Raw genomic sequence first — 20,061 nt, forward strand, 5'->3', positions numbered from 1 at the left:
AGGTTGAACAGCCAGCTGTTCAACGGCTTATTTTCCGCCATCGTTGACCTGGGCTTGCATCAGGGTGCAACAGCGCGCCTCGCGGTCTGCTAACGTTGTCCGCCAGCGCCATGAGCAAGAAGTACATCACGCACAAGATGATCGAGGCCTTCCGCGCCGCGATCGAACATGGGGGCATCGGCGCCGGCGCGGACGCGCTCGGCATGTCCCAGCCTTCCGTCACTGCCGCGGTCGCCTGAGTTTCCGCGCTGGTGCATCATCGCACCTGCATGGAAACCACCAGCCTGAGCCTGCCGAACCGGCCCCACCGCCTGTGGCGGCGGGTGCTGTGGATCTGGGGCGCGTTCTGGGTGCTGATGTTCCTGATCGGCGCGCAGGAATACCTGTGGACGGGTGGCAAGCAGTTGTGGAACCCGGTCGTCGAATACGGCATCGCGGCCCTGGTGTCGACCGCGCTGGCCGTGGTGCAAGTGCGGCGCTCGCTGCGCTGCGACCACCTGCTGGGGCAGCCGGCGCGCTGGTTCCTGCGCATGTGGGCCTGGATGCCGCTGCAGGTGGTGGCCTTCATCGCGGCGATTCGTGGGCTGCGGCTGGTTTTCTACGCGCTCGCCGGCCTGCCCTTGCACCCCGCGCTGCAGGTGGAGTCGCTGCCTTACGAGGCGATCAAGTTCAGCCTGTTCTATGCGCTGCTGGGTGGCATCCAGTTCGGCGTGCACTCCTACCGCGCCTGGGCCACGGAGCGGCTGCGCGCGGAGCAGCAGGCGCGGCTCGCGCAGCAGGCGCAGCTGGCCCAACTGACGCAGCAGCTGCAACCGCACTTCCTCTTCAACGCCTTGAACACCGTGTCTTCGCTGATCCACACCGATCCGGACCAGGCCGACGCGCTGCTCACGCACCTGGGCAGCCTGCTGCGCGCCGCAACGGATGCCAGCCAGAAGCCCGAGCAATCGCTGGACGAGGAGATGGCGCTGCTGCGCGCCTATGCGGACATCATGGCGCAGCGTTTCGGCGACCGCGTGCGGATCGCCTGGGAGGTCGACGCGGGCGCCGGCCATTGCAGGGTGCCCACGCTGGGCCTGCAGGCGCTGCTGGAGAACTGCTTCCGCCACGTCGTCGAAAAGCGCCGTGCGCCCACGCACATCGTGGTGCGGGCGGCGCACCACGCGGGCATGCTGCGGGTGGAGATCGAAGACGATGGTGACCTGCAGGTGCTGCCGGCGAGGCGCGGCGTGGGCCTGGGCAACCTCGAGCGGCGGCTGGCTTCGCTGCACGGCGCCGGCGCCCGCCTGACCTTGCGCCTGCGGCCCGGCGGCGGGCTGCTCGCCGGCGTGGAGCTGCCATGCGCGCACTGATCGTCGACGACGAAGCGCCGGCGCGCGACAAGCTGCGGCGCATGCTGGCCGCTTTCGACGACGTCGAGGTCGTCGGCGAAGCGGACGGCGGCGCCGCTGCGATGGAGCTGGCGGCGCAGCTGCAGCCGGACGTGATCTTCCTGGACGTGCAGATGCCCGAGGTGGACGGCTTCGCGGTGGCCGCGTCGCTGCCCGACGACGGCCCGGAACTGGTGTTCGTGACGGCCTTCGACCGCTACGCGCTGCAGGCCTTCGACGCGCAAGCCGCCGACTACCTGCTGAAGCCGGTGGAGCCGGCGCGGCTGCAGCGGGCGATCCGGCGCCTGCGCATGGTGCCGCGCGTGCAGGCCGCACGCCCGCAGGCTGCGACGCCGACCACGCAACTGCTGGTGGTGGATCGCGGCGCGACCCACGTCGTGCGCAGCGCCGACATCCAGTGGCTGCAGTCGGCCGACAACTACGTCAACCTGAAGCTGGCGGGCCGCACCTTCCTGCTGCGCCGCACGCTCGAATCGCTGCTGAAGGACCTGGGGCCGGGCTTCGTGCGCACGCACCGGGGCGCCGCGGTGGCGCTGGCCGCTGTGCGGGCCGTGCGGCCGCGTGGCAACGGCGATGCAGTCGTCGTGCTGCAGGACGGCACCGAGGTCCCTTGCAGCCGCCAGCACCGGCCGGCGCTGCTGGAGCGGCTGCAGGCCCCGGCCGGCTGACGGTTCGCCCCGCCAGGGACGCGGTTCGTCCCAAAGCGCTTGGCGGCTCCGGCGGCCGTCCGTAGGCTGCAAAGCCATGGAAATCCTCTACGCCATCCTCAAGGCCGCCGTGGTCACGGTGCTGGCTTCGTCGCTGATCGAGGCGCTGGTGCTCTCGTGGCGCCAGGGCTTCGCCGGCTACGACTGGAAGGCCTCCGGCATCTCGGTCATCGACTTCCTGGTGCGCGAGTACCCGCTGGCCGTGCTGCTCCCCCTGGGCTTCTGGTTCGGCGCGATGGACTGGTTCTGGCAGCACCGGCTGTGGACCCTGCGCATGGACCACTGGACCGGCTGGGCCGCCTGCTTCCTGGGCCAGGAGTTCTGCTACTACTGGTACCACCGCGCGGCGCACCGCGTGCGCTGGTTCTGGTGCTCGCACGCCGTCCACCATACGCCCAACCAGCTGAACCTGTCGGCCGCCTACCGCTTCGGCTGGACCGGCCGGCTGACCGGCACGATCGCCTTCTTCATGCTGGCGCCGCTGTTCGGCATGCCGCCGCGCATCGTGCTGATGCTGCTGTCGCTGAACCTGCTGTACCAGTTCTGGACGCACGCCACCTGGATCCCGCGCCTGGGCCCGCTGGAGTGGATCCTGAACACGCCCTCGGCGCATCGCGTGCACCACGCCTCCAACCTCGAATACCTGGATGGCAACTACGGCGGCGTGCTGATCGTGTTCGACCGCCTGTTCGGCACCTACATCCCCGAGCGCGCCGACCTGCCGTGCAAATACGGCCTGGTCGAGCCGATCACGGGCTACAACCTGCTGACGATCGAGTTTCACCAATGGGTCGGCCTGTGGCGCGACCTGCGCACGGCCCGCTCGTTCGGCGAGGCCTGCGGCTACCTGCTCAAGCCGCCCGGCTGGCGTCCGGGTGGCGAAGGCAGGACGACGGAGGATTTGCGGCGGGAGGCGGTGGCGGCGACGGCCTGAAACCCCGTGTATTTGAACGGTCATTCCAGAATGGCTACAGTCGCCGCATGGCCCGACCCAAGCAGTTCGATCCCGACGATGCCCTCGATGCCGCCGTAGCGGTGTTCCGCGACAGCGGCTACGCCGGCGCGTCCGCGGAGATGCTCACTGCGGCGATGCAGATCGGCAAGCAGAGCCTGTACAACACCTTTGGCGGCAAGTGGGCGTTGTACCTCACCGCGGTGGGGCGCTATGCGGAGCAGGAGACGGCTGCGCACCTGGAGGCGTTGAACAGCGGCGCCACGCCGCTGGCCGGGCTCGAGCAGGTGTTCAAGCGCGTGGTCGCTGAAGCCCGCACGCCCTGCCTGGGCGTCAGCTGCCTCGCCGAGTTCGGCAGCGACAGCGAGGGTGGCGCTGACCTGCGGCCGGTCCGCGAGGCCGCCGGCAAGGTCCTGCGCACGGCGCTGGCCGCACGCATCCGCGAGGCCCAGGCGGCCGGCGATCTCTCGGCCGACACCGACGCGTTGCAGGGCGCTGGCTTCCTGGTATCCAACATCGCGGCGATCCGTCTCGCCGCGCGTGGCGGCGCCGGCGATGCGGAGCTGCGGACGCTCGCGCGGCTCGCGCTGCGGGCTCTCCAGTGAGCCGCCCCTTTTTTTGCCCAGTTCTGGAATGAACGTTCAAAAAAGGATCCCAACGATGAAAGCCATGGTGATTGCCCGCGCCGGCGGGCCGGAAGTGATCGAGCAGGTCGAGCGGCCGGAGCCGGCGCCAGGGCCGGGCCAGGTGCTGGTGGCGGTGGCGGCCGCGGGCGTCAACTTCATGGACATCGGCGTGCGCCAGGACGAGCGCTTCTGGTCCGAGTTCGCGTATCCGAAGCCGCTGGGCGTCGAGGGCGCCGGGCGCGTCCTGGCCGTGGGCGCGGGCGTGACGGAGTGGTCGCCTGGCCAGCGCGTGGCCTGGGCGTATGCGCCGGGCAGCTATGCGGAGCAGGTCGTGGTTCCGGCCGGCGCGCTCGTGGCCGTGCCGGACGGCGTCGACGATCGCACTGCGGCGGCGCTCATGATGCAAGGCCTGACGGCTAGCCATTTCGCGACCGACTTCTACCCGGTGCAGCGCGGCGACGTCGCGCTGGTGCACGCCGCCGCGGGCGGGCTGGGCCTGCTCCTGACGCAGATCATCAAGTTGCGCGGCGGCACGGTGATCGGCCGGGTCTCATCGGCGGACAAGGTTGCCGTGGCGAAGGAGGCCGGAGCCGACCACGTGATCGTCGACACGCAGGGCCGGTTCGCCGAAGAGGCCGTGCGCCTCTCCGGCGGCGAGGGCGTGCACGTCGTCTACGATGGCTCGGGCCCCAGGACTTTCCAGGGCTCGCTGGACGCGCTGCGCGTCTCGGGCACTTTCTGCTGGTACGGGCCGGTGCTCGGTGCGCCGGACGCGATCGAGATCATGCGCCTGCCCAAGAGCATCAAGCTCGGATATGCGGTGTTTGCGCACCATGTCCGCACGCCGGATCTGTTGCGCACGCGGGCAGCCCGCCTGTTCGACTGGGTGTTGTCCGGCCAGCTGCGCGTGCGCATCGGCGGCGAATACCCGCTGGCCGACGCGGCGCGCGCGCATGCCGACATGGAGAGCCGCGTGACCACCGGCAAGCTGTTGCTCATTCCCTAAGCCGGCGAGCGATCGCGTCGACCGTCTGCAGCCAGTGGGCTGCAACGCGCTGGCGCTCCTGGCACGCCTGCGGGGTGCCCATCGCGCGGGGAGCAGACGAGGGCTTGTCTTCCAGCGCATCTGCCGCAGCCTCCAGGTTGGAGGCGACCGCGGCGGCCGATTCGCGCAGGTCCTGCGCATCGCGGAAGTCCTCCGGATATTCGGCGGCCAGGTGCAGCAGGTGCCGGATGCAATACACCAGCACCGACAGCTGGTGCAACCGCTCGCGATGCGGCGCCTTGGCGGCCGGATAGCTGGGATGCGTCACCGGGCCGAGGGCGCGGCGCAGCGCCTGCAGCTTGCGATCGAGCGCACGCACGTCTTCGCGCGCCTCGCCGCGGCCCGGCGGTTCCAGCGCGGCGCGCAGCAGCGGCGCGGCTTCGCGCAGCAGCGCGGCGCTTTCGCGGTCGCTGTGCGATTGCGTGCGCACGGGGAACACCAGCAGCCCGCTGGCGATGCCCACGGCGGCGCCGGCCACCGTCTCCTGCAGCCGCGTCACCAGCAGGTCGGGCGTGTGTTCGCCGAGCAGCTCGTACAGCATGGCCAGCATGGCCGTCAGCAGCAGCGTGTAGAGCGGCTGCAGGCCGCTGTAGGCATAGAAGCCGGCGCCGATGAACATGAACAGCAGCACCAGCTGCAGCGCCATGTGGCCGTGCACGGCGTTGGCCAGCAGCAGGCCGAAGGTCACGCCCACGACATTGGCGAGGATGCCCTGCCAGGCTTGCGACAGCGCCTGCCCCATGCTGGTGGCGCGGGTGAAGACGACGAAGGCCGAATAGACGGCCCAATACCAGTGGTCGCTGGAGATCGCGTAGCCCACTGCGCTGGCGCCGAGCGCCGCCACCGCAGCCTGGCAGGCCTGGCGCTGGCTGTCGGTCAGCGCGTACCAGCGCCGGGGCGCGGCAGGCTCCGCCTTCTTGCCGGGCGGTGCCCGCTGCGGCTCGTCTTCGAGGCAGGGCAGCGGTGCTTGCCACGCCGGGGTCTCGACCAGCTCCCGCGCGGCTTGGCGGAAGCGCCAGGCCAGATCGGGGTCCGGCAGGCTGCGCGCGGCGACGCCTGCGAGCTGCATGCCATCGCCTGAAGCTTCACCACGGACGCTGCCGTGCAGCGCCCGCAAGGCTTCCTGCAGCGGCTCGGCGTGCGGCGCTGCCTCGCTGGCGCTCGCCAGCGTCTCGGCCGCGATCTCGCCATCCAGCAGGCGGTCGCGCAAGGTTTCGCCCGGCGCGCCGGCCACCGGCGGATCGCTGCCGAATTGCGTGAGGCGGGCGTCGATGCGCAGCGACAACGCGTTCAGCCGCGCGAGCTCGCGCCGCGCGTTCGAGCCATGCGCGAGCCTGCCAAGCAGCAGCCCGAAGCGCGCGCGCCAGGCCTGCAACTCGCTGCGCAGCTGGCGCTGCGGCGTCTCGGCGAAGGGCAGTCGCACCCCATAGGCGACGGCCGTGCCGGCGAGCAGGGCCGCCGCCGTCCAGGCCTCCTGGCCCGGCTCCAGCTTCAGCAGCAAGGCATAGAAATAGGAGAGGTAAGCCAGCGCGCCCAGTGCGGCGCCGCGCGGGCCGAAGCGCCGCGCCAGCAGGCCGGCGACGATGACCACGGCGAAGCAGGCTGCCGCCAAGCGCGCGCTGCCGGAAGTCCACGCGGCGAGCCACATGCCGGGCAGGGCGGCCAGCGGTGAGAGCAGCAGCGTGCGTCTTTGCTGCTTCGGGCTCGGATCCTGCAGAACGACGCACGTCATCAGCGGCACCACCGCACCCGCCAGCGCGACCGACGAGGGCTGGTCCACCAGCCGCGCCAGCGGCAGCAGCACGCCGGCGGCAAGGCCGGCCGTGAACAGCGCGCGCAGGCTGCCGCGCAGGCGCTCCCAGCCCGGGTCGGAGGCGAGCAGCCGTTCCAGCATTCGGCGATGCTAGGGGTGTTGCGACGCGCGCCGTGTAGGACCCAGGCCCAGCCGCCGAGTCTCGACGCCGGGGCCGCCCCGGCTACGACGAGCCGTCGCGGAAGGCGCCAGGCGCCACGCCCGCCCAGGCCTTGAAAGCCCGCGCGAAGCTCTTCTCGTTGCGAAAGCCCACGGCCGCCGCCACCTGCTTCACCGGCTTGCCGGTGCGATAGAGCAGGTCCCGCGCCATCTCCATGCGGACCTCGTCCTTCAGCTGCTGCAGGCTGGCGCCTTCTTCCTTCAGCTGGCGGTGCAAGGTGCGCGGCGAGACGTGCAGCATGGCCGCGATGGCTTCGGCGCTGGTGGCCTGCTCCGGCTGCGCGGCCAGCACCTGGCGCACCTGCGGCACCAGCAGGCGGTCGCGCCGGTACTGCAGCACCGTGATGCGCAGCGCCCGCTGCAGCATCTGCGCCAGCGCCTTCTCGTCGCGCCGCAGCGGCAACTGCAGGTAGGCCGCATCGAAGCGCAGCTCGGCATGCTCCGCGCCGAACTGCTGCGGCCCAGGGAACATGTGGGCATAAGCCTCGGCGTGCGGTGGGGCGGGGAAGGGCAGCCGCGTTTCGCGCAAGGGGATGCGTGAATCGATGTACCAGCAGGCCAGGCCATGGACGTTGCGCAGCAGGAAGGCCAGCACCAGCTCGCGCACGTCGGCCGGGATGGGCCGGCGCTCCTCGGCGACGATCGCGGCCACCGGCCCGTTGACGTTGAGCGTGAGCGCGATGTCCTCGGTGAGCAGCCCGTGGTGGCGGCACCAGCGCTTGAGCGCGACGCCCAGCGTGGGCGCACCCAGCGAGGCGCGGGCCAGCATGCCGTAGCTGCCCCAGGGCAGCCGCCGGCCGTAGGCGCCCAGGCCTTCGTCGTCCAGCTCGTGCATGGCGGTGGCGGACAGGGTTTCCATCTGCCGCGCCGTCATGCGGCCGCTGGACTGGCGCAGCTGGCCTGGCGTGATCTGTACCGCCATCAGGGCCTCCTCCGGGGCCTGTCCGGCGCGCCGGTAGGCCGCCACGATCGCCCGGGCGAAGGCCATGGGCGTGGCGGCGGCGGGCAGCGGTGGGGCGGGAGCGGTGGCCATGCCGGAACTGTGGACCAGCTTGGCAGGATTTGCAACCCGGCCAGCGCCCCGCGACGCGCCCCGCGCGACTATGCTTGTCATCCGCACCCAACGGAAGCTGAACATGCTTGACGATCCCCGCCTGGCGCAGGCCCGCGGCCCCCAGGAGCCGCCGCTGATCGAGCAGACCATCCCGGCCTTCTTCGACGCCATCGCGCAGAAGCAGCCGGACCACCCCGCGTTGGTGAGCCGGCACCAGGGCCGGCGCTACAGCTACGGCGAGCTGCGGACCGCGTCGCGCCAGCTGGCCAGCGCGCTGCTGGGCCTGGGCTTGCGCAAGGGCGACCGCATCGGCATCTGGTCCCACAACAACGCCGAATGGGTGCTGATGCAGCTGGCCACCGCGCAGGTGGGCCTGGTGCTGGTCAACATCAACCCGGCTTACCGGACGGCGGAACTGGAATACGCGCTGAACAAGGTAGGCTGCGTGGCGCTGGTGACGATGCCGCGCTTCAAGACCAGCGACTACCTGGGGATGTTGCGCGAGCTGGGCCCCGCCAAGCTGCCGCAGCTGAAGCACACGGTGTGGATCGACGTCGCCGGCCAGGGCGCGGACGAGCCCGGCATGCAGCGCTTCTCCGAGCTGCTGGCGCGCGGCAATCCGGACGATCCGCAAATCGATGAAATCGCGGCCACGTTGGCCCCAACCGACGCCATCAACATCCAGTTCACCAGCGGCACCACCGGCTTCCCCAAGGGCGCGACGCTCACCCACCGCAACATCCTGAACAACGGCTTCTTCATCGGCGAGGCGATGAAGCTGACGGCCGCGGACCGCCTGTGCATCCCGGTGCCGCTGTACCACTGCTTCGGCATGGTGCTGGGCAACCTGGCCTGCTTCACGCACGGGTCCACCATCGTCTATCCCAACGACGCCTTCGATCCCTTGACGGTGCTGGAGACGGTGCAGGCCGAGCGCTGCACCGGGCTGCATGGCGTGCCGACGATGTTCATCGCCGAACTCGATCACCCGCGCTTCAAGGAATTCGACCTCTCGACCTTGCGCACCGGCATCATGGCCGGCTCGCCCTGCCCGATCGAGGTGATGAAGCGCGTGGTGCGCGACATGCACATGGAGGAGGTCACCATCGCCTACGGCATGACCGAAACCAGCCCGGTCAGCTGCCAGAGCTCCACCGACACCCCGCTGGAAAAGCGCGTGGCCACCGTGGGCCTGGTGCAGCCGCACCTGGAGGTGAAGATCGCGGACCCCGAGACCGGCAAGCCCGTCGCACCCGGCGCCACCGGCGAGCTGTGCACGCGCGGCTACTCGGTGATGCTGGGTTACTGGGGCGACGAGGCCAAGACCCGCGAAGCCATCGACGCCGAGGGCTGGATGCACACCGGCGACTTGGCGACCATGGACGCCGAGGGCTACGTCAATATCGTCGGCCGCAGCAAGGACATGGTGATCCGCGGCGGCGAGAACATCTACCCGCGCGAGGTGGAGGAGTTCCTCTACCGCATGCCGCAGGTGCAGGACGTCCAGGTGGTGGGCGTGCCGGACCGCAAGTACGGCGAGGAGCTGTGCGCCTGGGTCATCGTCAAGCCGGGCCAGCAGCTCGCCGAGGAAGACGTGCGCAAGTTCTGCCAGGGCCAGATCGCCCACTACAAGGTGCCGCGCTACATCCGCTTCGTGGACGCCTTCCCGATGACGGTGACCGGCAAGATCCAGAAATTCAAGATCCGCGACGCGATGAAGGCCGAACTGGGCCTGCAGGAAGACAAGACGGCATGAGCATTCTCCACACCCAACTCAACTCCCGGTCCGCGGACTTCCAGGCGAACGCGAGCGCCATGCAGGCGCTGGTGGAAGACCTGAACGCGCAAGTCGTCATGCACGCCGCCGGCGGCGGCGAAAGCGCGCGCGCCAAGCACATCGCCCGCGGCAAGCTGCTGCCGCGCGAGCGCGTGCAGATGCTGCTGGACCCGGGCACGCCCTTCCTGGAGATCGCGCCGCTGGCCGCGCACGGCATGTACCTCAATGGGCAGGGCCAGATGGACGCGCCCTGCGCGGGCTTGATCGCCGGCGTGGGGCGCGTGGCCGGCGTCGACTGCGTGATCGTGTGCAACGACGCCACGGTCAAGGGCGGCACCTACTACCCGATCACGGTCAAGAAGCACCTGCGGGCGCAGGAAGTCGCCTTCCAGAACCGCCTGCCCTGCGTCTACCTGGTGGATTCCGGTGGCGCCAACCTGCCGAACCAGGACGAGGTGTTCCCGGACCGTGATCACTTCGGCCGCATCTTCTACAACCAGGCCAACCTGTCGGCGCAAGGCATCGCGCAGATCGCGGTGGTGATGGGCTCCTGTACCGCCGGCGGCGCCTACGTGCCGGCCATGAGCGACGAGACCATCATCGTCAAGGAGCAGGGCACCATCTTCCTGGGTGGGCCGCCGCTGGTGAAGGCCGCCACCGGCGAAGTGGTCAGCGCGGAAGACCTGGGTGGCGGCGACGTGCATACGCGCCTGTCCGGCGTGGCCGACCACCTGGCGATGAACGACGAGCATGCGCTGGCGCTGGCGCGCCAGGCCGTCGCCACGCTGAACCGGCGCAAGGAGTCGCCCGTCGAACTGCGCGCGCCGGTCGCGCCGAAGTTCGACGCCAAGGAGCTGCACGGCGTCATCCCCACGGATGCGCGCAAGCCCTTCGACGTGCGCGAGATCATCGCCCGCGTCGTCGACGGCAGCGAGTTCCACGAGTTCAAGGCGCGCTACGGCGCCACGCTGGTCTGCGGCTTCGCGCACATCGAAGGCATGCCGGTGGGCATCATCGCCAACAACGGCATCCTGTTCAGCGAGTCGGCGCAGAAGGGTGCGCACTTCATCGAGCTGTGCTGCCAGCGCAAGGTGCCGCTGGTGTTCCTGCAGAACATCACCGGCTTCATGGTGGGCCGCAAGTACGAGAACGAAGGCATCGCCCGCCACGGCGCCAAGCTGGTGACGGCGGTGGCCACGGCCAGCGTACCGAAGTTCACCGTGATCATCGGCGGCAGCTTCGGCGCCGGCAATTACGGCATGTGCGGCCGCGCCTACTCGCCGCGCTTCCTGTGGATGTGGCCCAACGCGCGCATCTCGGTGATGGGCGGCGAACAGGCCGCGAGCGTGCTGGCGACGGTCAAGCGTGACGGCATCGAAGGGCGCGGCGGCAAGTGGAGCAGCGAAGAGGAAGCCGCATTCAAGCAGCCGCTGCTGGACCAGTTCGCCCACCAGTCGCACCCCTACTACGCCAGCGCGCGCCTGTGGGACGACGGCGTGATCGATCCGGCCGACACCCGCCGCGTGCTGGCGCTGGGCCTGTCGGCGTCCCTGAACGCGCCGATCGGCGAGCCGAAGTTCGGCGTCTTCCGCATGTAAGACGCGAGGGCGCAACAGAAGTGATGCATTCTGGAACGGTGCGGCCATACTGGCTCCTCCAACGAGGAGGAACCATGACACGCGCACTCATTGCAATCCTGCTGGCGGCCGCCGCCGCCAGCGCCTTTGCCCGCAACGACAAGCTGTTCCTGCCCATCGAACCCGCGATGCGCAGCAACGGCACCCGCCAACTGGTCAGCCCCGACATCGTGCTGCGCTTCGGCAGCGCGAGCGCCGCGGGCGTCGACACCAGCATGGGCACCGTCGAAGTGCGCACGATCGGCGACCCGTACGCCGGCTCGAACCCGAACAACAACGGCGGCGGTGCACGCCAGCGCCAGGGCGACGACGCCACCTGCCTGGACGCCTTCCGCAAGGCGCTGCTGGAACTGCAGCAGCGTGCCCGTTCGGCCGGCGCGGTGGCCGTGGTCGGCATCGTCAGCAACTACAACCACGTCGAGATGGACAGCCCGCAGGCCTACGAGTGCCATGCCGGCATGACGCGCGCCGTGGTGGAACTGAAGGGCCGCCTGAGCCGCATGGCGCAGCCGGTGGCCGCGCCGGTGTTGCCGCGAGCGCCGCAGGTCATCATCGAGCAGCCGCCGGTGACGGAAGCCGTGCCGCAGCCGCGCCACATCGCGACCGGCTTTGCCGCCATCGACGATGTCGACGCCATCCCCTTCCTGGGCGATCGCGGCCGCGCGGAATACCGCAAGTGGCTGGCGCTGCCCACGCCCAAGGCCTTCGCGCTCGCGCCCAACGGCTATTTCTGGCAGACGCAGGGCGTGCGCCCCAAGGATGCGAGCCTGCCGATCGACCCGGTCGAGCGCGCGCTCGTCGGCTGCGAGCGCTCGGCAGGCATGCCGTGCAAGCTCTACGCCGTCAACGGCGCGGTCGTCTGGACCAAGTAGACCCAAGGAGGCCAGCGTGCTGCAGATCACCCACGAAGGACCCATCGCGACGGTTACGCTGGACCGCCCCGACGTGCGCAACGCGTTCAACGAGGAGCTCATAGCCGGCCTGGCCCAGGCTTTCCGCGAACTCGGTGCGCGCGCGGACGTGCGCTGCATCGTGCTGGCCGCGCGCGGCCCGGCCTTCTGCGCCGGTGCCGACCTGAACTGGATGCGCAAGATGGCCGACTACACGCGCGAGGACAACCTCGCCGATGCCGGCCAGCTGGCGGAGACGCTGCGCACGCTGTACACCTGCCCCAAGCCGACGCTGGCCAAGATCCACGGCGACGTCTACGCCGGCGGCATGGGCCTGGTCGCCGCCTGCGACATCGCGGTGGCGCTGGACACCGCGCACTTCTGCCTGAGCGAGACGCGCCTGGGCCTGGTGCCCGCCACCATCAGCCCTTACGTGATCCGCGCCATGGGCGCGCGGGCGGCGCATCGCTACTTCCTGAGTGCCGAGCGCTTCACCGCCACCGAGGCGCACCGCATCGGCTTCGTGCACGAGCTGGTGAGCAGCGGCCACCTGGACGACCGGGTGGGGGAGATCGCCAACTCGCTGGCCACGGCCGGTCCGGCGGCGGTGCGCAGCTGCAAGGAGCTGCTGCATGACGTGGCGGGCCAGGAGATCACGCCGGAGCTGATCGCGCGCACGGTGCAGGGCATCGCCGACATCCGCGCCACGCCCGAAGGCCGCGAAGGCGTCCAGTCCTTCCTGCAAAAGCGCAAGCCGAACTGGCTGGTGTGATGGCCCCCAGTCTCCGCACTTCGTGTCGTCGCCACCCCCCGAGGGGGCGCAATTCGCCTTGGGGCGGCCCGGCGGCGAATTGACCATGGATTCGCTGGACCACCTGCTCGACACGCCGCACCTGCTTGCGCTGGCGGCGGCGCTCGGCTGGGCCAGCGGCTTCCGGCTCTATGCCGCGGTGTTCCTCACCGGACTTGCGGGTTACCTGGGTTGGGTGGACCTGCCGCATGGCCTGCTGGTGCTGCAGCACCCGGCGGTGCTGGCCGCGAGCGGCTTCATGCTGCTGGTGGAGTTCTGCGCCGACAAGATCCCGCTGCTCGACTCGATGTGGGACGCGGTGCACACCTTCATCCGGATTCCCGCGGGCGCCGCGCTCGCTGCCGGTGCGCTGGGCGCGGACAACCAGGCCATGACCTGGGTCGCGGCGCTGGTGGGCGGCAGCCTGGCCGCCACCAGCCACGCCACCAAGATGACGGCGCGGGCCGCGGTCAACACCTCGCCCGAGCCCTTCTCCAACCTGTTCGTCTCGCTGGCCGAAGACGGGCTGGTGGTGTTCCTGCTGTGGTTGTCGGCCACGCACCCGGCGCTGTTCGCGCTGGTGCTGGCGGTGAGCGTGGTGCTGGCGGTCGTGCTGCTGGTGCTGCTGGTGAGGTTCCTGCGCACGGTGGCGCGGGGCCTGGGTGAGTTCTTCCGCGGGCGGCCGTTGCCGCGCGAGCTGGGTTAGGAAATCATGTTCAAGAAAATCCTCATTGCGAACCGGGGCGAGATCGCTTGCCGCGTTGCGGCCACTGCGTGCCGCATGGCCATCCGCACGGTGGCCGTCTATTCGGATGCCGACGCGCATGCCAAGCACGTCGTGGCCTGCGACGAAGCGGTGCACATCGGCGGCAGCGCGCCGCGCGAGAGCTACCTGCAATGGGAGCGCATCATCGCCGCCGCCAAGGCGACCGGCGCCGAAGCCATCCACCCCGGCTACGGCTTCCTGAGCGAGAACGAGGCCTTTGCCGCCGCCTGCGCGGAAGCGGGCCTCGTCTTCATCGGCCCGCCGGCCTCGGCCATCCAGGCCATGGGCCTGAAGGCCGAATCGAAGCAGCTGATGGAAAAGGCAGGCGTGCCGCTGGTGCCCGGCTATCACGGCCACGACCAGGACCCGGCGCTGCTGCAGCGCGAGGCCGACCGCATCGGCTACCCGGTGCTGATCAAGGCTAGCGCGGGCGGCGGCGGCAAGGGCATGCGGGCGGTGGAGAAGAGCGAGGACTTCGCGGCCGCGCTCGCTTCCTGCCAGCGCGAGGCGCGCAACAGCTTCGGCGACGAAGCGGTGCTGGTCGAGAAGTACGTCCTGCGGCCGCGCCACATCGAGATCCAGGTGTTCGGCGACGCGCACGGCAACTACGTGTGGCTGTTCGAGCGTGACTGCTCGGTGCAGCGCCGCCACCAGAAGGTGCTGGAGGAAGCGCCCGCGCCCGGCATGACCGAGGCGATGCGCAAGCGCATGGGCGAAGCCGCGGTGGCGGCGGCGCGCGCGGTGGACTACGTCGGCGCCGGCACCGTGGAATTCATCGTGGAGCAGCGCGGGAAGGAGATGAACTTCTTCTTCATGGAGATGAACACGCGCCTGCAGGTGGAGCACCCCGTGACCGAAGCGATCACGGGCCTGGACCTGGTGGAGTGGCAACTGCGCGTGGCCGCGGGCCAGCCGCTGCCGCTGCAGCAGGCGGACCTGCGCATCCACGGCCATGCCATCGAGGCGCGCATCTGCGCCGAGAACCCGGACAACAACTTCCTGCCTGCCACCGGCAGCCTGCAGGTCTATCGCAAGCCGCCGCACGTGGAGTTCGAGCGCGGGCCCGTGCGCATCGACGATGGCGTGCGCGAGGGCGATGCCATCTCGCCCTTCTACGATTCGATGATCGCCAAGCTGATCGTGCATGGCGCCACGCGCGAAGAAGCCTTGGCGCGACTGGATGCCGCGCTGGCGGCGACGCACATCGTGGGCTTGGCGACCAACGTGCAGTTCCTGCGCTACGTGGTCAAGAGCCGCTCCTTCGCCGAGGCCGACCTCGACACGGCGCTGATCCAGCGCGAACAGGCCGTGCTGTTCGACCAGCAGCCGGTGGGCCTGGAGCTGGCGGCGGCCGCCGCAGTGGCGAAGACCTTGCTAGACGAACAGGCGCTGGCGGGCAACGACCCGTTCAGCCGCCGCGACGGCTGGCGCTCGCACGGCGTTGCCGGCCGCCGCTTCGAATTCGATTTCGGCGGGCAACACCAGAAGGCGGAGCTGCGCTACCTGCACGACGGCGCGCTGCAGCTGGCGGTGAACGGCTCGGCGCCGGCGCCTCTGGCCTTCCGCGTGGGCGAGGGCTGCATCGAGCTGCAGCACGGCGAGCGGCGTGTGCGCGCCGTGGTCTACACCACCGGCGAGACCGACCACGTGTTCACGCCGCAGGGCGCGGCTGCGATCGTGTCGGTGGACCTGCTGGCGCACGCGAGCGAGGGCGCCGCGGAAGGCGGCCGGCTGACGGCGCCGATGCCGGGCAAGGTGGTGTCCTTCTCGGTGAAGGCCGGTGACAAGGTCGCCAAGGGCCAGCCGCTGGCGGTGATGGAAGCGATGAAGATGGAACACACCATCGCCGCGCCGGCGGACGGGACGGTGGCGGAACTGCTGTATGCGCCGGGGGACCAGGTGGCGGAAGGGGCGGAGTTGTTGAAGCTCGCGGCCTAATCCAGTCGCGGCGCCGCCTTCAACACCTGCTCCAGCTCCTGCTTGTAAAACCTCGCCTGCCCCGTCGTCCCATGCCCCAGCGTCTGGTCGCTCGCCGGGATCAGGTAGATCCGGCCGTTCTTCACGCGCTTGATCTCGCGATCCAGCACGCCCAGTTCCGGCGGGTTGCGCTCGTCGTCGGCGGAGTTGATGGCGACCAGGGTTGCCGTGATCTTCTCCAGCCCCGGCGACGGGTTGTAGTCGCGCGAGGACGCCCACTGGTAGATGTGGTCGTTGGCGTCGCCGGGGAAATCGGCCTTCAGCCGCGCGTCCAGCGCCGCGTCCGCCTTCTCGTGGTTCGGCCCCGCCTTGAAGTACGAGTAGTTGCCGCCGCTGGTGGCGGTGCCGAAGAACACCGAGGCCAGCCGCAGGCTGGGCGGCTGCTGCGTGTAGTTGCCGTTGTTCCAGGCCGGGTCGGCCTTGATGCTTTCCACCAGCAGGCGCCGCAGCATCCAGTTGCGGCCCGACATCGGGCCGGGCGTCGATGCCATCGGCACCGCCACGTCCATGAAGCCCGGGTACTTCTGCGCCCAGATCCAGGTCTGCATGCCGCCCATGGAGTTGCCCATGACGAGGCGCAGGTGCTTGATGCCCAGGCCCTCGGTGACCAGCCGGTACTGCGCATCGACCATGTCGTCGTAGTTGTACTGCGGGAACTTCATGCGCAAGCCGTCGGAGGGCTTGGTGGAACCACCGGTGCCGATGGCGTCCGGCAGGATGATGAAGTAGCGGCCGGCGTCCAGCGCCTGCCCGGCGCCGAACAGCTCGCCCGCGAAGGCCGGCGTCAGCTGGCTGGCGCCCGAGCCGGTCGTGCCATGCAGCACCAGCACCGGCTCGCCGGCGGGATTGCCCACCGTGCGGTAGTGGATGCGCAGTTCCGGCAGCACCTGCCCGTTCTGGAAGCGGTAGTCGCGCAGGACGAAGTTGCCTTCCTTGGCCGCGGGGTAGTCCGCGGCGTTGGCAATGCCGGTGGCGGCGAGCAGCACGGCGCCCAGGCCGGCCTGCAGGAATCCCTTGCGGTCCATGGTGTCTCCTTGTTGGTCGGGCCAGCATGGCACCCACGGCGCTCCCGCACAATAGGGACCATGCGCATCGCCGTCTGCTGTACCGACCAGAAGGTCGCCCCCTGGATCGAAGGCCTCGCCGCGGCCCTGCCCGAAGCGGAAGTGTTCGAATGGCGCCCCGACGCGCCCGAGGCCGACCATGCCGTCGTGTGGGCGCCGCCGCAGGCTTTCTTCGACGCGCAGCCGCGGCTGAAGGGCGTGTTCAATACCGGCGCCGGTGTCGATGCGCTGCTCAAGCTGCAGCTGCCGCCGCAGGCCACGCTCGTGCGGCTGGACGACGCGGGCATGTCCGTGCAGATGGCCGAGTTCGTCTGCCATGCGGTGATCCGCCACTTCCGCGAATTCGATGGCTACGAGCGCGACGAAGAGCAGGGCAAGTGGGGCTTCCGCAAGCCGCGCCTGCGCAGCGACTATCCGGTCGGCGTGATGGGCCTCGGCGTTCTGGGCCAGCGCGTGGCGCAGGCGCTCGCGGCCTTCGAGTTCCCGGTGCGGGGCTGGAGCCGCGCGACCAAAGACGTGCCGGGCGTGCAGTGCTTCCACGGCGAGCAGGGCTTCCAGGATTTCCTGGCCGGCACGCGCGTGCTGGTCTGCCTGCTGCCGCTGACGGACGACACGCGCGACATCATGAACCGCGCCAACCTGTCGCGGCTGCTGCCGGGCGGCTACGTGGTGAACGTGGCGCGCGGTGCGCACCTCGTCGACGAGGACCTGCTCGCGCTCCTGGACAGCGGCCACCTCGCAGGCGCCGCGCTCGACGTGTTCCGCACCGAGCCGCTGCCCGCGGACCACCCCTTCTGGCGCCACCCGAAAGTGACGGTGACGCCGCACACCTCCGCGCGCACGCTGCGCGACGAAAGCATCGCCCAGATCGCGCGCAAGCTGCGCGCCTTCGAGCGCGGAGAACCCATTGCCGGCGTGGTCGACCGGAAGAAAGGATACTGAAGCCATGCGTTACCCCGCCAAGGTCAAGCTCGTCGACGTCGGTCCGCGCGACGGCCTGCAGAACGAGAAGCAGCCGGTCCCGGCCGAGGTCAAGATCCAGCTCGTGCACATGCTGCAGGACGCCGGCCTGAAGGAGATCGAGGTCACCAGCTTCGTGTCGCCCAAGTGGGTGCCGCAGATGGCCGACGCCACCGAGGTGATGGCGGGCATCCAGCGCAAGCCCGGCGTGCGCTACTCGGTGCTGGTGCCGAACATGAAGGGGCTGGAAGCCGCGTTCCCCTCGAAGCCCGACGAGGTCGTGGTGTTCGGCGCGGCCAGCGAGGCCTTCAGCCAGCGCAACATCAATTGCTCCATCGCCGAGAGCATCGAGCGCTTCGCGCCGGTGGTGGAAGCCGCGCGCGCCAAGGGCATCTACGTGCGCGGCGCGATCTCCACCGCCGTCGGCTGTCCCTACCAGGGCGAGGTGAAGCCGGAGTCGGTGGAGCTGGTCGCGCGGCTGATGAAGGAGATCGGCGTGCAGCACTGCGGCGTGGCCGACACCATCGGCGTCGGCACGCCGCGCAAGGTGCAGGCCGCGATGGAAGCGGCGCTGAAGCACTACGCGCTGGACGACATCTCCGGCCACTTCCACGACACCTACGGCCAGGCGCTGCCCAACACGCTGGCCTGCCTGGAACTGGGCGTCTGGCAATACGACGCATCCGTCGCCGGCCTGGGTGGCTGCCCGTACGCGAAGGGCGCGACCGGCAACGTGGCGACCGAGGACGTGGTCTACATGCTGCACGGCATGGGAATCGATACCGGCATCGACCTCGACAAGCTGATCGACGCCGGCAAGTACGTGAGCGACTTCCTGGGCCGCAAGCCGGTGTCGCGGGCGGCGCAGGCGATCCTGACCAGGCGTGCGGGCTAACATTCGTCATTCCCGCGAAGGCGGGAACCCGGGGCGTCCGCCTTGGGCCGCGCGGGGTGCGCGGTTTTGAAAGCACTGGATCCCCGCCTTCGTGGGGATGACGAGGAACTATGTGCGGATCTGAATTGCATTCATTGCCCGAAGGCGTGCAGCGCGTCGCGCGCGTGCTGCAGGACAAGGGCCATCCCCATTCGCCGGTGATGCTGGACGACGCCGCGCGCACGGCGCAGCAGGCGGCTGATGCGCTGGGCATCCAGGTGGGCCAGATCGCCAAGAGTATCATCTTCCGGCGCAAGAGTGACGACGTCGCGGTGCTGGTCATCGCCTCGGGCGACCGGCGCGTCGACGAGAAGAAGGTCGATGCCATCGTCGGCAAGACCGGCCGCGCCGACGCTGAATTCGTCAAGGCCAAGACCGGCTTCTCGATCGGCGGCGTGTCGCCCGTCGGCCATGCGCAGGCCCCGGTGACGCTGATCGACCGCGAGCTTTTCCGCTTCGAGGAGATCTGGGCCGCGGCCGGCCACCCGCACGGCGTGTTCAAGCTGCGCCCGCAGGACCTGGAGCAGCTCACCGGCGCGCCGGTGGCGGACGTCGTGCAGGCGCCGGCAGCATGAGCCCGCCGGGCCGCCCCAAGGGCGAATATCGCAGTGCGCAGCACGGAGGTTTCCTGTGAGCCTCGGCGCGCGGCAGATGATCCGCGACCGGGCGGCGGAAGTGGAGGCAGACGAGGGCCCGGTGCTGTCGCCCTGCATCTCGGTGTGCCGCATGGACGCGGCCTCGGGCCTGTGCGAAGGCTGCTGGCGCACGCTGGACGAGATCGCGGGCTGGAGCCGGATGGGCGACGAGGACAAGCGCGCCGTGTGGCGGCGCCTCGCGGAAAGGGTGGGACCGGAAGAATGAAGCACATCACCTTCTACCTGGACTTCATCTCGCCCTACGCCTACCTGGCGTTCGAGAAGCTGCCCGAGGCGCTGAAAGGCCTGAGCTACGAGGTCGACTACCAGCCGGTGCTGTTCGCGGGCTTCCTCAAGCACCATGGCCAGCTCGGGCCGGCGGAGATCGCGCCCAAGCGCGACTGGACTTACCGCCAGGTGCTGTGGCTCGCGCACCAGCACGGCATCCCCATGCAACTGCCGCAGCGGCACCCTTTCAATCCGCTCGCGCTGCTGCGGCTGGCCGTTGCGTGCGGCGCCAACCGCTACGTTTGCGAGACGATCTTCCGCCACGCGTGGCGCGGTGGCGCAGCGGCCGACGACGCGGCGCGCCTGCAGGCCCTGCAGGAACAGCTGCATCCCAAGCGCGACCCTGCCAGCGATGAAGTGAAGGCAGAACTGAAGGCCGGCACCGAGGCCGCCATCGCGCGCGGCCTGTTCGGCGTGCCGACCTGCGAGGTCGATGGCAAATTGTTCTGGGGCTTCGATGCGCTGGTGCCTTTGCGTGCCTATCTCGAAGGCGACCCGTGGTTCACGCAAGGCCACTGGGAAGCGGCCGCGGCGCTGCCCTCCGGGATCACCCGGAGTCGCTAACTCACATCGTGAAAGCGCGGCTTCGGGTTTGA

General features: G+C 69.8%; 20 protein-coding genes. 17 read left to right on the top strand and 3 right to left on the bottom strand.

Going from position 1 to position 20,061, the window contains the following annotated elements:
• Positions 1–110 precede the first annotated feature (110 nt).
• The 6 genes from HHL11_RS26270 to HHL11_RS26295 all read left to right on the top strand — a co-directional run bounded on the left by HHL11_RS26270 (position 111) and on the right by HHL11_RS26295 (position 4,682).
• Positions 111–239: a helix-turn-helix domain-containing protein gene (locus HHL11_RS26270; RefSeq protein WP_169421570.1), complete on the top strand. Its 129-nt coding sequence runs from the start codon at positions 111–113 to the stop codon at positions 237–239.
• Between the two features lie 30 nt (positions 240–269).
• Complete coding sequence (locus tag HHL11_RS26275) at positions 270–1,352, top strand: sensor histidine kinase (protein WP_169421571.1); 1,083 nt, start codon at positions 270–272, stop codon at positions 1,350–1,352.
• A complete protein-coding gene (locus HHL11_RS26280) occupies positions 1,340–2,059 on the top strand; it encodes a LytR/AlgR family response regulator transcription factor (protein WP_169421572.1) in 720 nt (239 codons plus the stop codon). Before HHL11_RS26275 ends, HHL11_RS26280 begins: the two co-directional genes overlap by 13 nt.
• Before the next feature lie 76 nt (positions 2,060–2,135).
• Positions 2,136–3,032 carry a sterol desaturase family protein gene (locus HHL11_RS26285; RefSeq protein WP_169421573.1) on the top strand — a complete coding sequence of 299 codons (897 nt, stop codon included), beginning with the start codon at positions 2,136–2,138 and terminating at the stop codon, positions 3,030–3,032.
• A 47-nt stretch (positions 3,033–3,079) separates the two neighbouring features.
• A complete protein-coding gene (locus HHL11_RS26290; RefSeq protein WP_169421574.1) occupies positions 3,080–3,655 on the top strand; it encodes a TetR/AcrR family transcriptional regulator in 576 nt (191 codons plus the stop codon).
• Positions 3,656–3,710: 55 nt separating this feature from the next.
• Positions 3,711–4,682 carry a quinone oxidoreductase family protein gene (locus tag HHL11_RS26295; RefSeq protein WP_169421575.1) on the top strand — a complete coding sequence of 324 codons (972 nt, stop codon included), beginning with the start codon at positions 3,711–3,713 and terminating at the stop codon, positions 4,680–4,682.
• Here HHL11_RS26295 and HHL11_RS26300 read toward each other — a convergent pair.
• Together HHL11_RS26300 and HHL11_RS26305 are read right to left on the bottom strand one after the other, a co-directional pair.
• On the bottom strand, positions 4,672–6,615 hold the full coding sequence (locus tag HHL11_RS26300; RefSeq protein ID WP_169421576.1) for an FUSC family protein: 1,944 nt from the start codon (positions 6,613–6,615) through the stop codon (positions 4,672–4,674). The two genes, HHL11_RS26295 and HHL11_RS26300, sit on opposite strands and share 11 nt — an antisense overlap.
• Before the next feature lie 82 nt (positions 6,616–6,697).
• Positions 6,698–7,726: an AraC family transcriptional regulator gene (locus HHL11_RS26305; RefSeq protein WP_169421577.1), complete on the bottom strand. Its 1,029-nt coding sequence runs from the start codon at positions 7,724–7,726 to the stop codon at positions 6,698–6,700.
• A 103-nt stretch (positions 7,727–7,829) separates the two neighbouring features.
• Here HHL11_RS26305 and HHL11_RS26310 point away from each other — a divergent pair, with 103 nt between their 5' ends.
• The 6 genes from HHL11_RS26310 to HHL11_RS26335 all read left to right on the top strand — a co-directional run bounded on the left by HHL11_RS26310 (position 7,830) and on the right by HHL11_RS26335 (position 15,545).
• Positions 7,830–9,503: an AMP-binding protein gene (locus HHL11_RS26310; protein WP_169421578.1), complete on the top strand. Its 1,674-nt coding sequence runs from the start codon at positions 7,830–7,832 to the stop codon at positions 9,501–9,503.
• The gene (locus HHL11_RS26315) at positions 9,500–11,122 is read left to right on the top strand and encodes a carboxyl transferase domain-containing protein (RefSeq protein ID WP_169421579.1); all 1,623 of its coding nucleotides are present in this window, start codon (positions 9,500–9,502) and stop codon (positions 11,120–11,122) included. Before HHL11_RS26310 ends, HHL11_RS26315 begins: the two co-directional genes overlap by 4 nt.
• A gap of 74 nt (positions 11,123–11,196) precedes the next feature.
• A complete protein-coding gene (locus HHL11_RS26320) occupies positions 11,197–12,033 on the top strand; it encodes a hypothetical protein (RefSeq protein ID WP_169421580.1) in 837 nt (278 codons plus the stop codon).
• Between the two features lie 16 nt (positions 12,034–12,049).
• The gene (locus HHL11_RS26325) at positions 12,050–12,823 is read left to right on the top strand and encodes an enoyl-CoA hydratase/isomerase family protein (RefSeq protein WP_342593284.1); all 774 of its coding nucleotides are present in this window, start codon (positions 12,050–12,052) and stop codon (positions 12,821–12,823) included.
• 85 nt (positions 12,824–12,908) lie between these two features.
• Positions 12,909–13,547, top strand: a complete 639-nt coding sequence (locus HHL11_RS26330; protein ID WP_169421582.1) for a DUF4126 domain-containing protein — start codon at positions 12,909–12,911, stop codon at positions 13,545–13,547.
• A gap of 6 nt (positions 13,548–13,553) precedes the next feature.
• Positions 13,554–15,545 carry an acetyl/propionyl/methylcrotonyl-CoA carboxylase subunit alpha gene (locus HHL11_RS26335; protein WP_169421583.1) on the top strand — a complete coding sequence of 664 codons (1,992 nt, stop codon included), beginning with the start codon at positions 13,554–13,556 and terminating at the stop codon, positions 15,543–15,545.
• Here HHL11_RS26335 and HHL11_RS26340 read toward each other — a convergent pair.
• Positions 15,542–16,609, bottom strand: a complete 1,068-nt coding sequence (locus HHL11_RS26340) for an alpha/beta fold hydrolase (protein WP_169421584.1) — start codon at positions 16,607–16,609, stop codon at positions 15,542–15,544. The genes HHL11_RS26335 and HHL11_RS26340 overlap by 4 nt on opposite strands.
• A gap of 60 nt (positions 16,610–16,669) precedes the next feature.
• Here HHL11_RS26340 and HHL11_RS26345 point away from each other — a divergent pair, with 60 nt between their 5' ends.
• From HHL11_RS26345 to HHL11_RS26365, 5 genes are all read left to right on the top strand, one after another.
• A complete protein-coding gene (locus tag HHL11_RS26345) occupies positions 16,670–17,590 on the top strand; it encodes a 2-hydroxyacid dehydrogenase (RefSeq protein ID WP_169421585.1) in 921 nt (306 codons plus the stop codon).
• Between the two features lie 4 nt (positions 17,591–17,594).
• Positions 17,595–18,503: a hydroxymethylglutaryl-CoA lyase gene (locus tag HHL11_RS26350; RefSeq protein ID WP_169421586.1), complete on the top strand. Its 909-nt coding sequence runs from the start codon at positions 17,595–17,597 to the stop codon at positions 18,501–18,503.
• Positions 18,504–18,613: 110 nt separating this feature from the next.
• The gene (locus tag HHL11_RS26355; protein WP_169421587.1) at positions 18,614–19,117 is read left to right on the top strand and encodes a YbaK/EbsC family protein; all 504 of its coding nucleotides are present in this window, start codon (positions 18,614–18,616) and stop codon (positions 19,115–19,117) included.
• Positions 19,118–19,193: 76 nt separating this feature from the next.
• Positions 19,194–19,403: a DUF1289 domain-containing protein gene (locus tag HHL11_RS26360; protein WP_169422289.1), complete on the top strand. Its 210-nt coding sequence runs from the start codon at positions 19,194–19,196 to the stop codon at positions 19,401–19,403.
• Positions 19,400–20,029 carry a 2-hydroxychromene-2-carboxylate isomerase gene (locus HHL11_RS26365; RefSeq protein ID WP_169421588.1) on the top strand — a complete coding sequence of 210 codons (630 nt, stop codon included), beginning with the start codon at positions 19,400–19,402 and terminating at the stop codon, positions 20,027–20,029. The genes HHL11_RS26360 and HHL11_RS26365 overlap by 4 nt, the downstream gene beginning before the upstream one ends.
• Positions 20,030–20,061 lie beyond the last annotated feature (32 nt).

Source organism: Ramlibacter agri (genome assembly GCF_012927085.1).
GTDB lineage: Bacteria > Pseudomonadota > Gammaproteobacteria > Burkholderiales > Burkholderiaceae_C > Ramlibacter > Ramlibacter agri.

Bases quoted from the DNA above. Each gene is read 5' to 3' on its own strand.
- HHL11_RS26270 (WP_169421570.1), top strand. From the start codon at position 111: ATGAGCAAGAAGTACATCACGCACAAGATGATCGAGGCCTTCCGCGCC.
- HHL11_RS26275 (WP_169421571.1), top strand. From the start codon at position 270: ATGGAAACCACCAGCCTGAGCCTGCCGAACCGGCCCCACCGCCTGTGG.
- HHL11_RS26280 (WP_169421572.1), top strand. From the start codon at position 1,340: ATGCGCGCACTGATCGTCGACGACGAAGCGCCGGCGCGCGACAAGCTG.
- HHL11_RS26285 (WP_169421573.1), top strand. From the start codon at position 2,136: ATGGAAATCCTCTACGCCATCCTCAAGGCCGCCGTGGTCACGGTGCTG.
- HHL11_RS26290 (WP_169421574.1), top strand. From the start codon at position 3,080: ATGGCCCGACCCAAGCAGTTCGATCCCGACGATGCCCTCGATGCCGCC.
- HHL11_RS26295 (WP_169421575.1), top strand. From the start codon at position 3,711: ATGAAAGCCATGGTGATTGCCCGCGCCGGCGGGCCGGAAGTGATCGAG.
- HHL11_RS26300 (WP_169421576.1), bottom strand. From the start codon at position 6,615: ATGCTGGAACGGCTGCTCGCCTCCGACCCGGGCTGGGAGCGCCTGCGC.
- HHL11_RS26305 (WP_169421577.1), bottom strand. From the start codon at position 7,726: ATGGCCACCGCTCCCGCCCCACCGCTGCCCGCCGCCGCCACGCCCATG.
- HHL11_RS26310 (WP_169421578.1), top strand. From the start codon at position 7,830: ATGCTTGACGATCCCCGCCTGGCGCAGGCCCGCGGCCCCCAGGAGCCG.
- HHL11_RS26315 (WP_169421579.1), top strand. From the start codon at position 9,500: ATGAGCATTCTCCACACCCAACTCAACTCCCGGTCCGCGGACTTCCAG.
- HHL11_RS26320 (WP_169421580.1), top strand. From the start codon at position 11,197: ATGACACGCGCACTCATTGCAATCCTGCTGGCGGCCGCCGCCGCCAGC.
- HHL11_RS26330 (WP_169421582.1), top strand. From the start codon at position 12,909: ATGGATTCGCTGGACCACCTGCTCGACACGCCGCACCTGCTTGCGCTG.
- HHL11_RS26335 (WP_169421583.1), top strand. From the start codon at position 13,554: ATGTTCAAGAAAATCCTCATTGCGAACCGGGGCGAGATCGCTTGCCGC.
- HHL11_RS26340 (WP_169421584.1), bottom strand. From the start codon at position 16,609: ATGGACCGCAAGGGATTCCTGCAGGCCGGCCTGGGCGCCGTGCTGCTC.
- HHL11_RS26345 (WP_169421585.1), top strand. From the start codon at position 16,670: ATGCGCATCGCCGTCTGCTGTACCGACCAGAAGGTCGCCCCCTGGATC.
- HHL11_RS26350 (WP_169421586.1), top strand. From the start codon at position 17,595: ATGCGTTACCCCGCCAAGGTCAAGCTCGTCGACGTCGGTCCGCGCGAC.
- HHL11_RS26355 (WP_169421587.1), top strand. From the start codon at position 18,614: ATGTGCGGATCTGAATTGCATTCATTGCCCGAAGGCGTGCAGCGCGTC.
- HHL11_RS26360 (WP_169422289.1), top strand. From the start codon at position 19,194: ATGATCCGCGACCGGGCGGCGGAAGTGGAGGCAGACGAGGGCCCGGTG.
- HHL11_RS26365 (WP_169421588.1), top strand. From the start codon at position 19,400: ATGAAGCACATCACCTTCTACCTGGACTTCATCTCGCCCTACGCCTAC.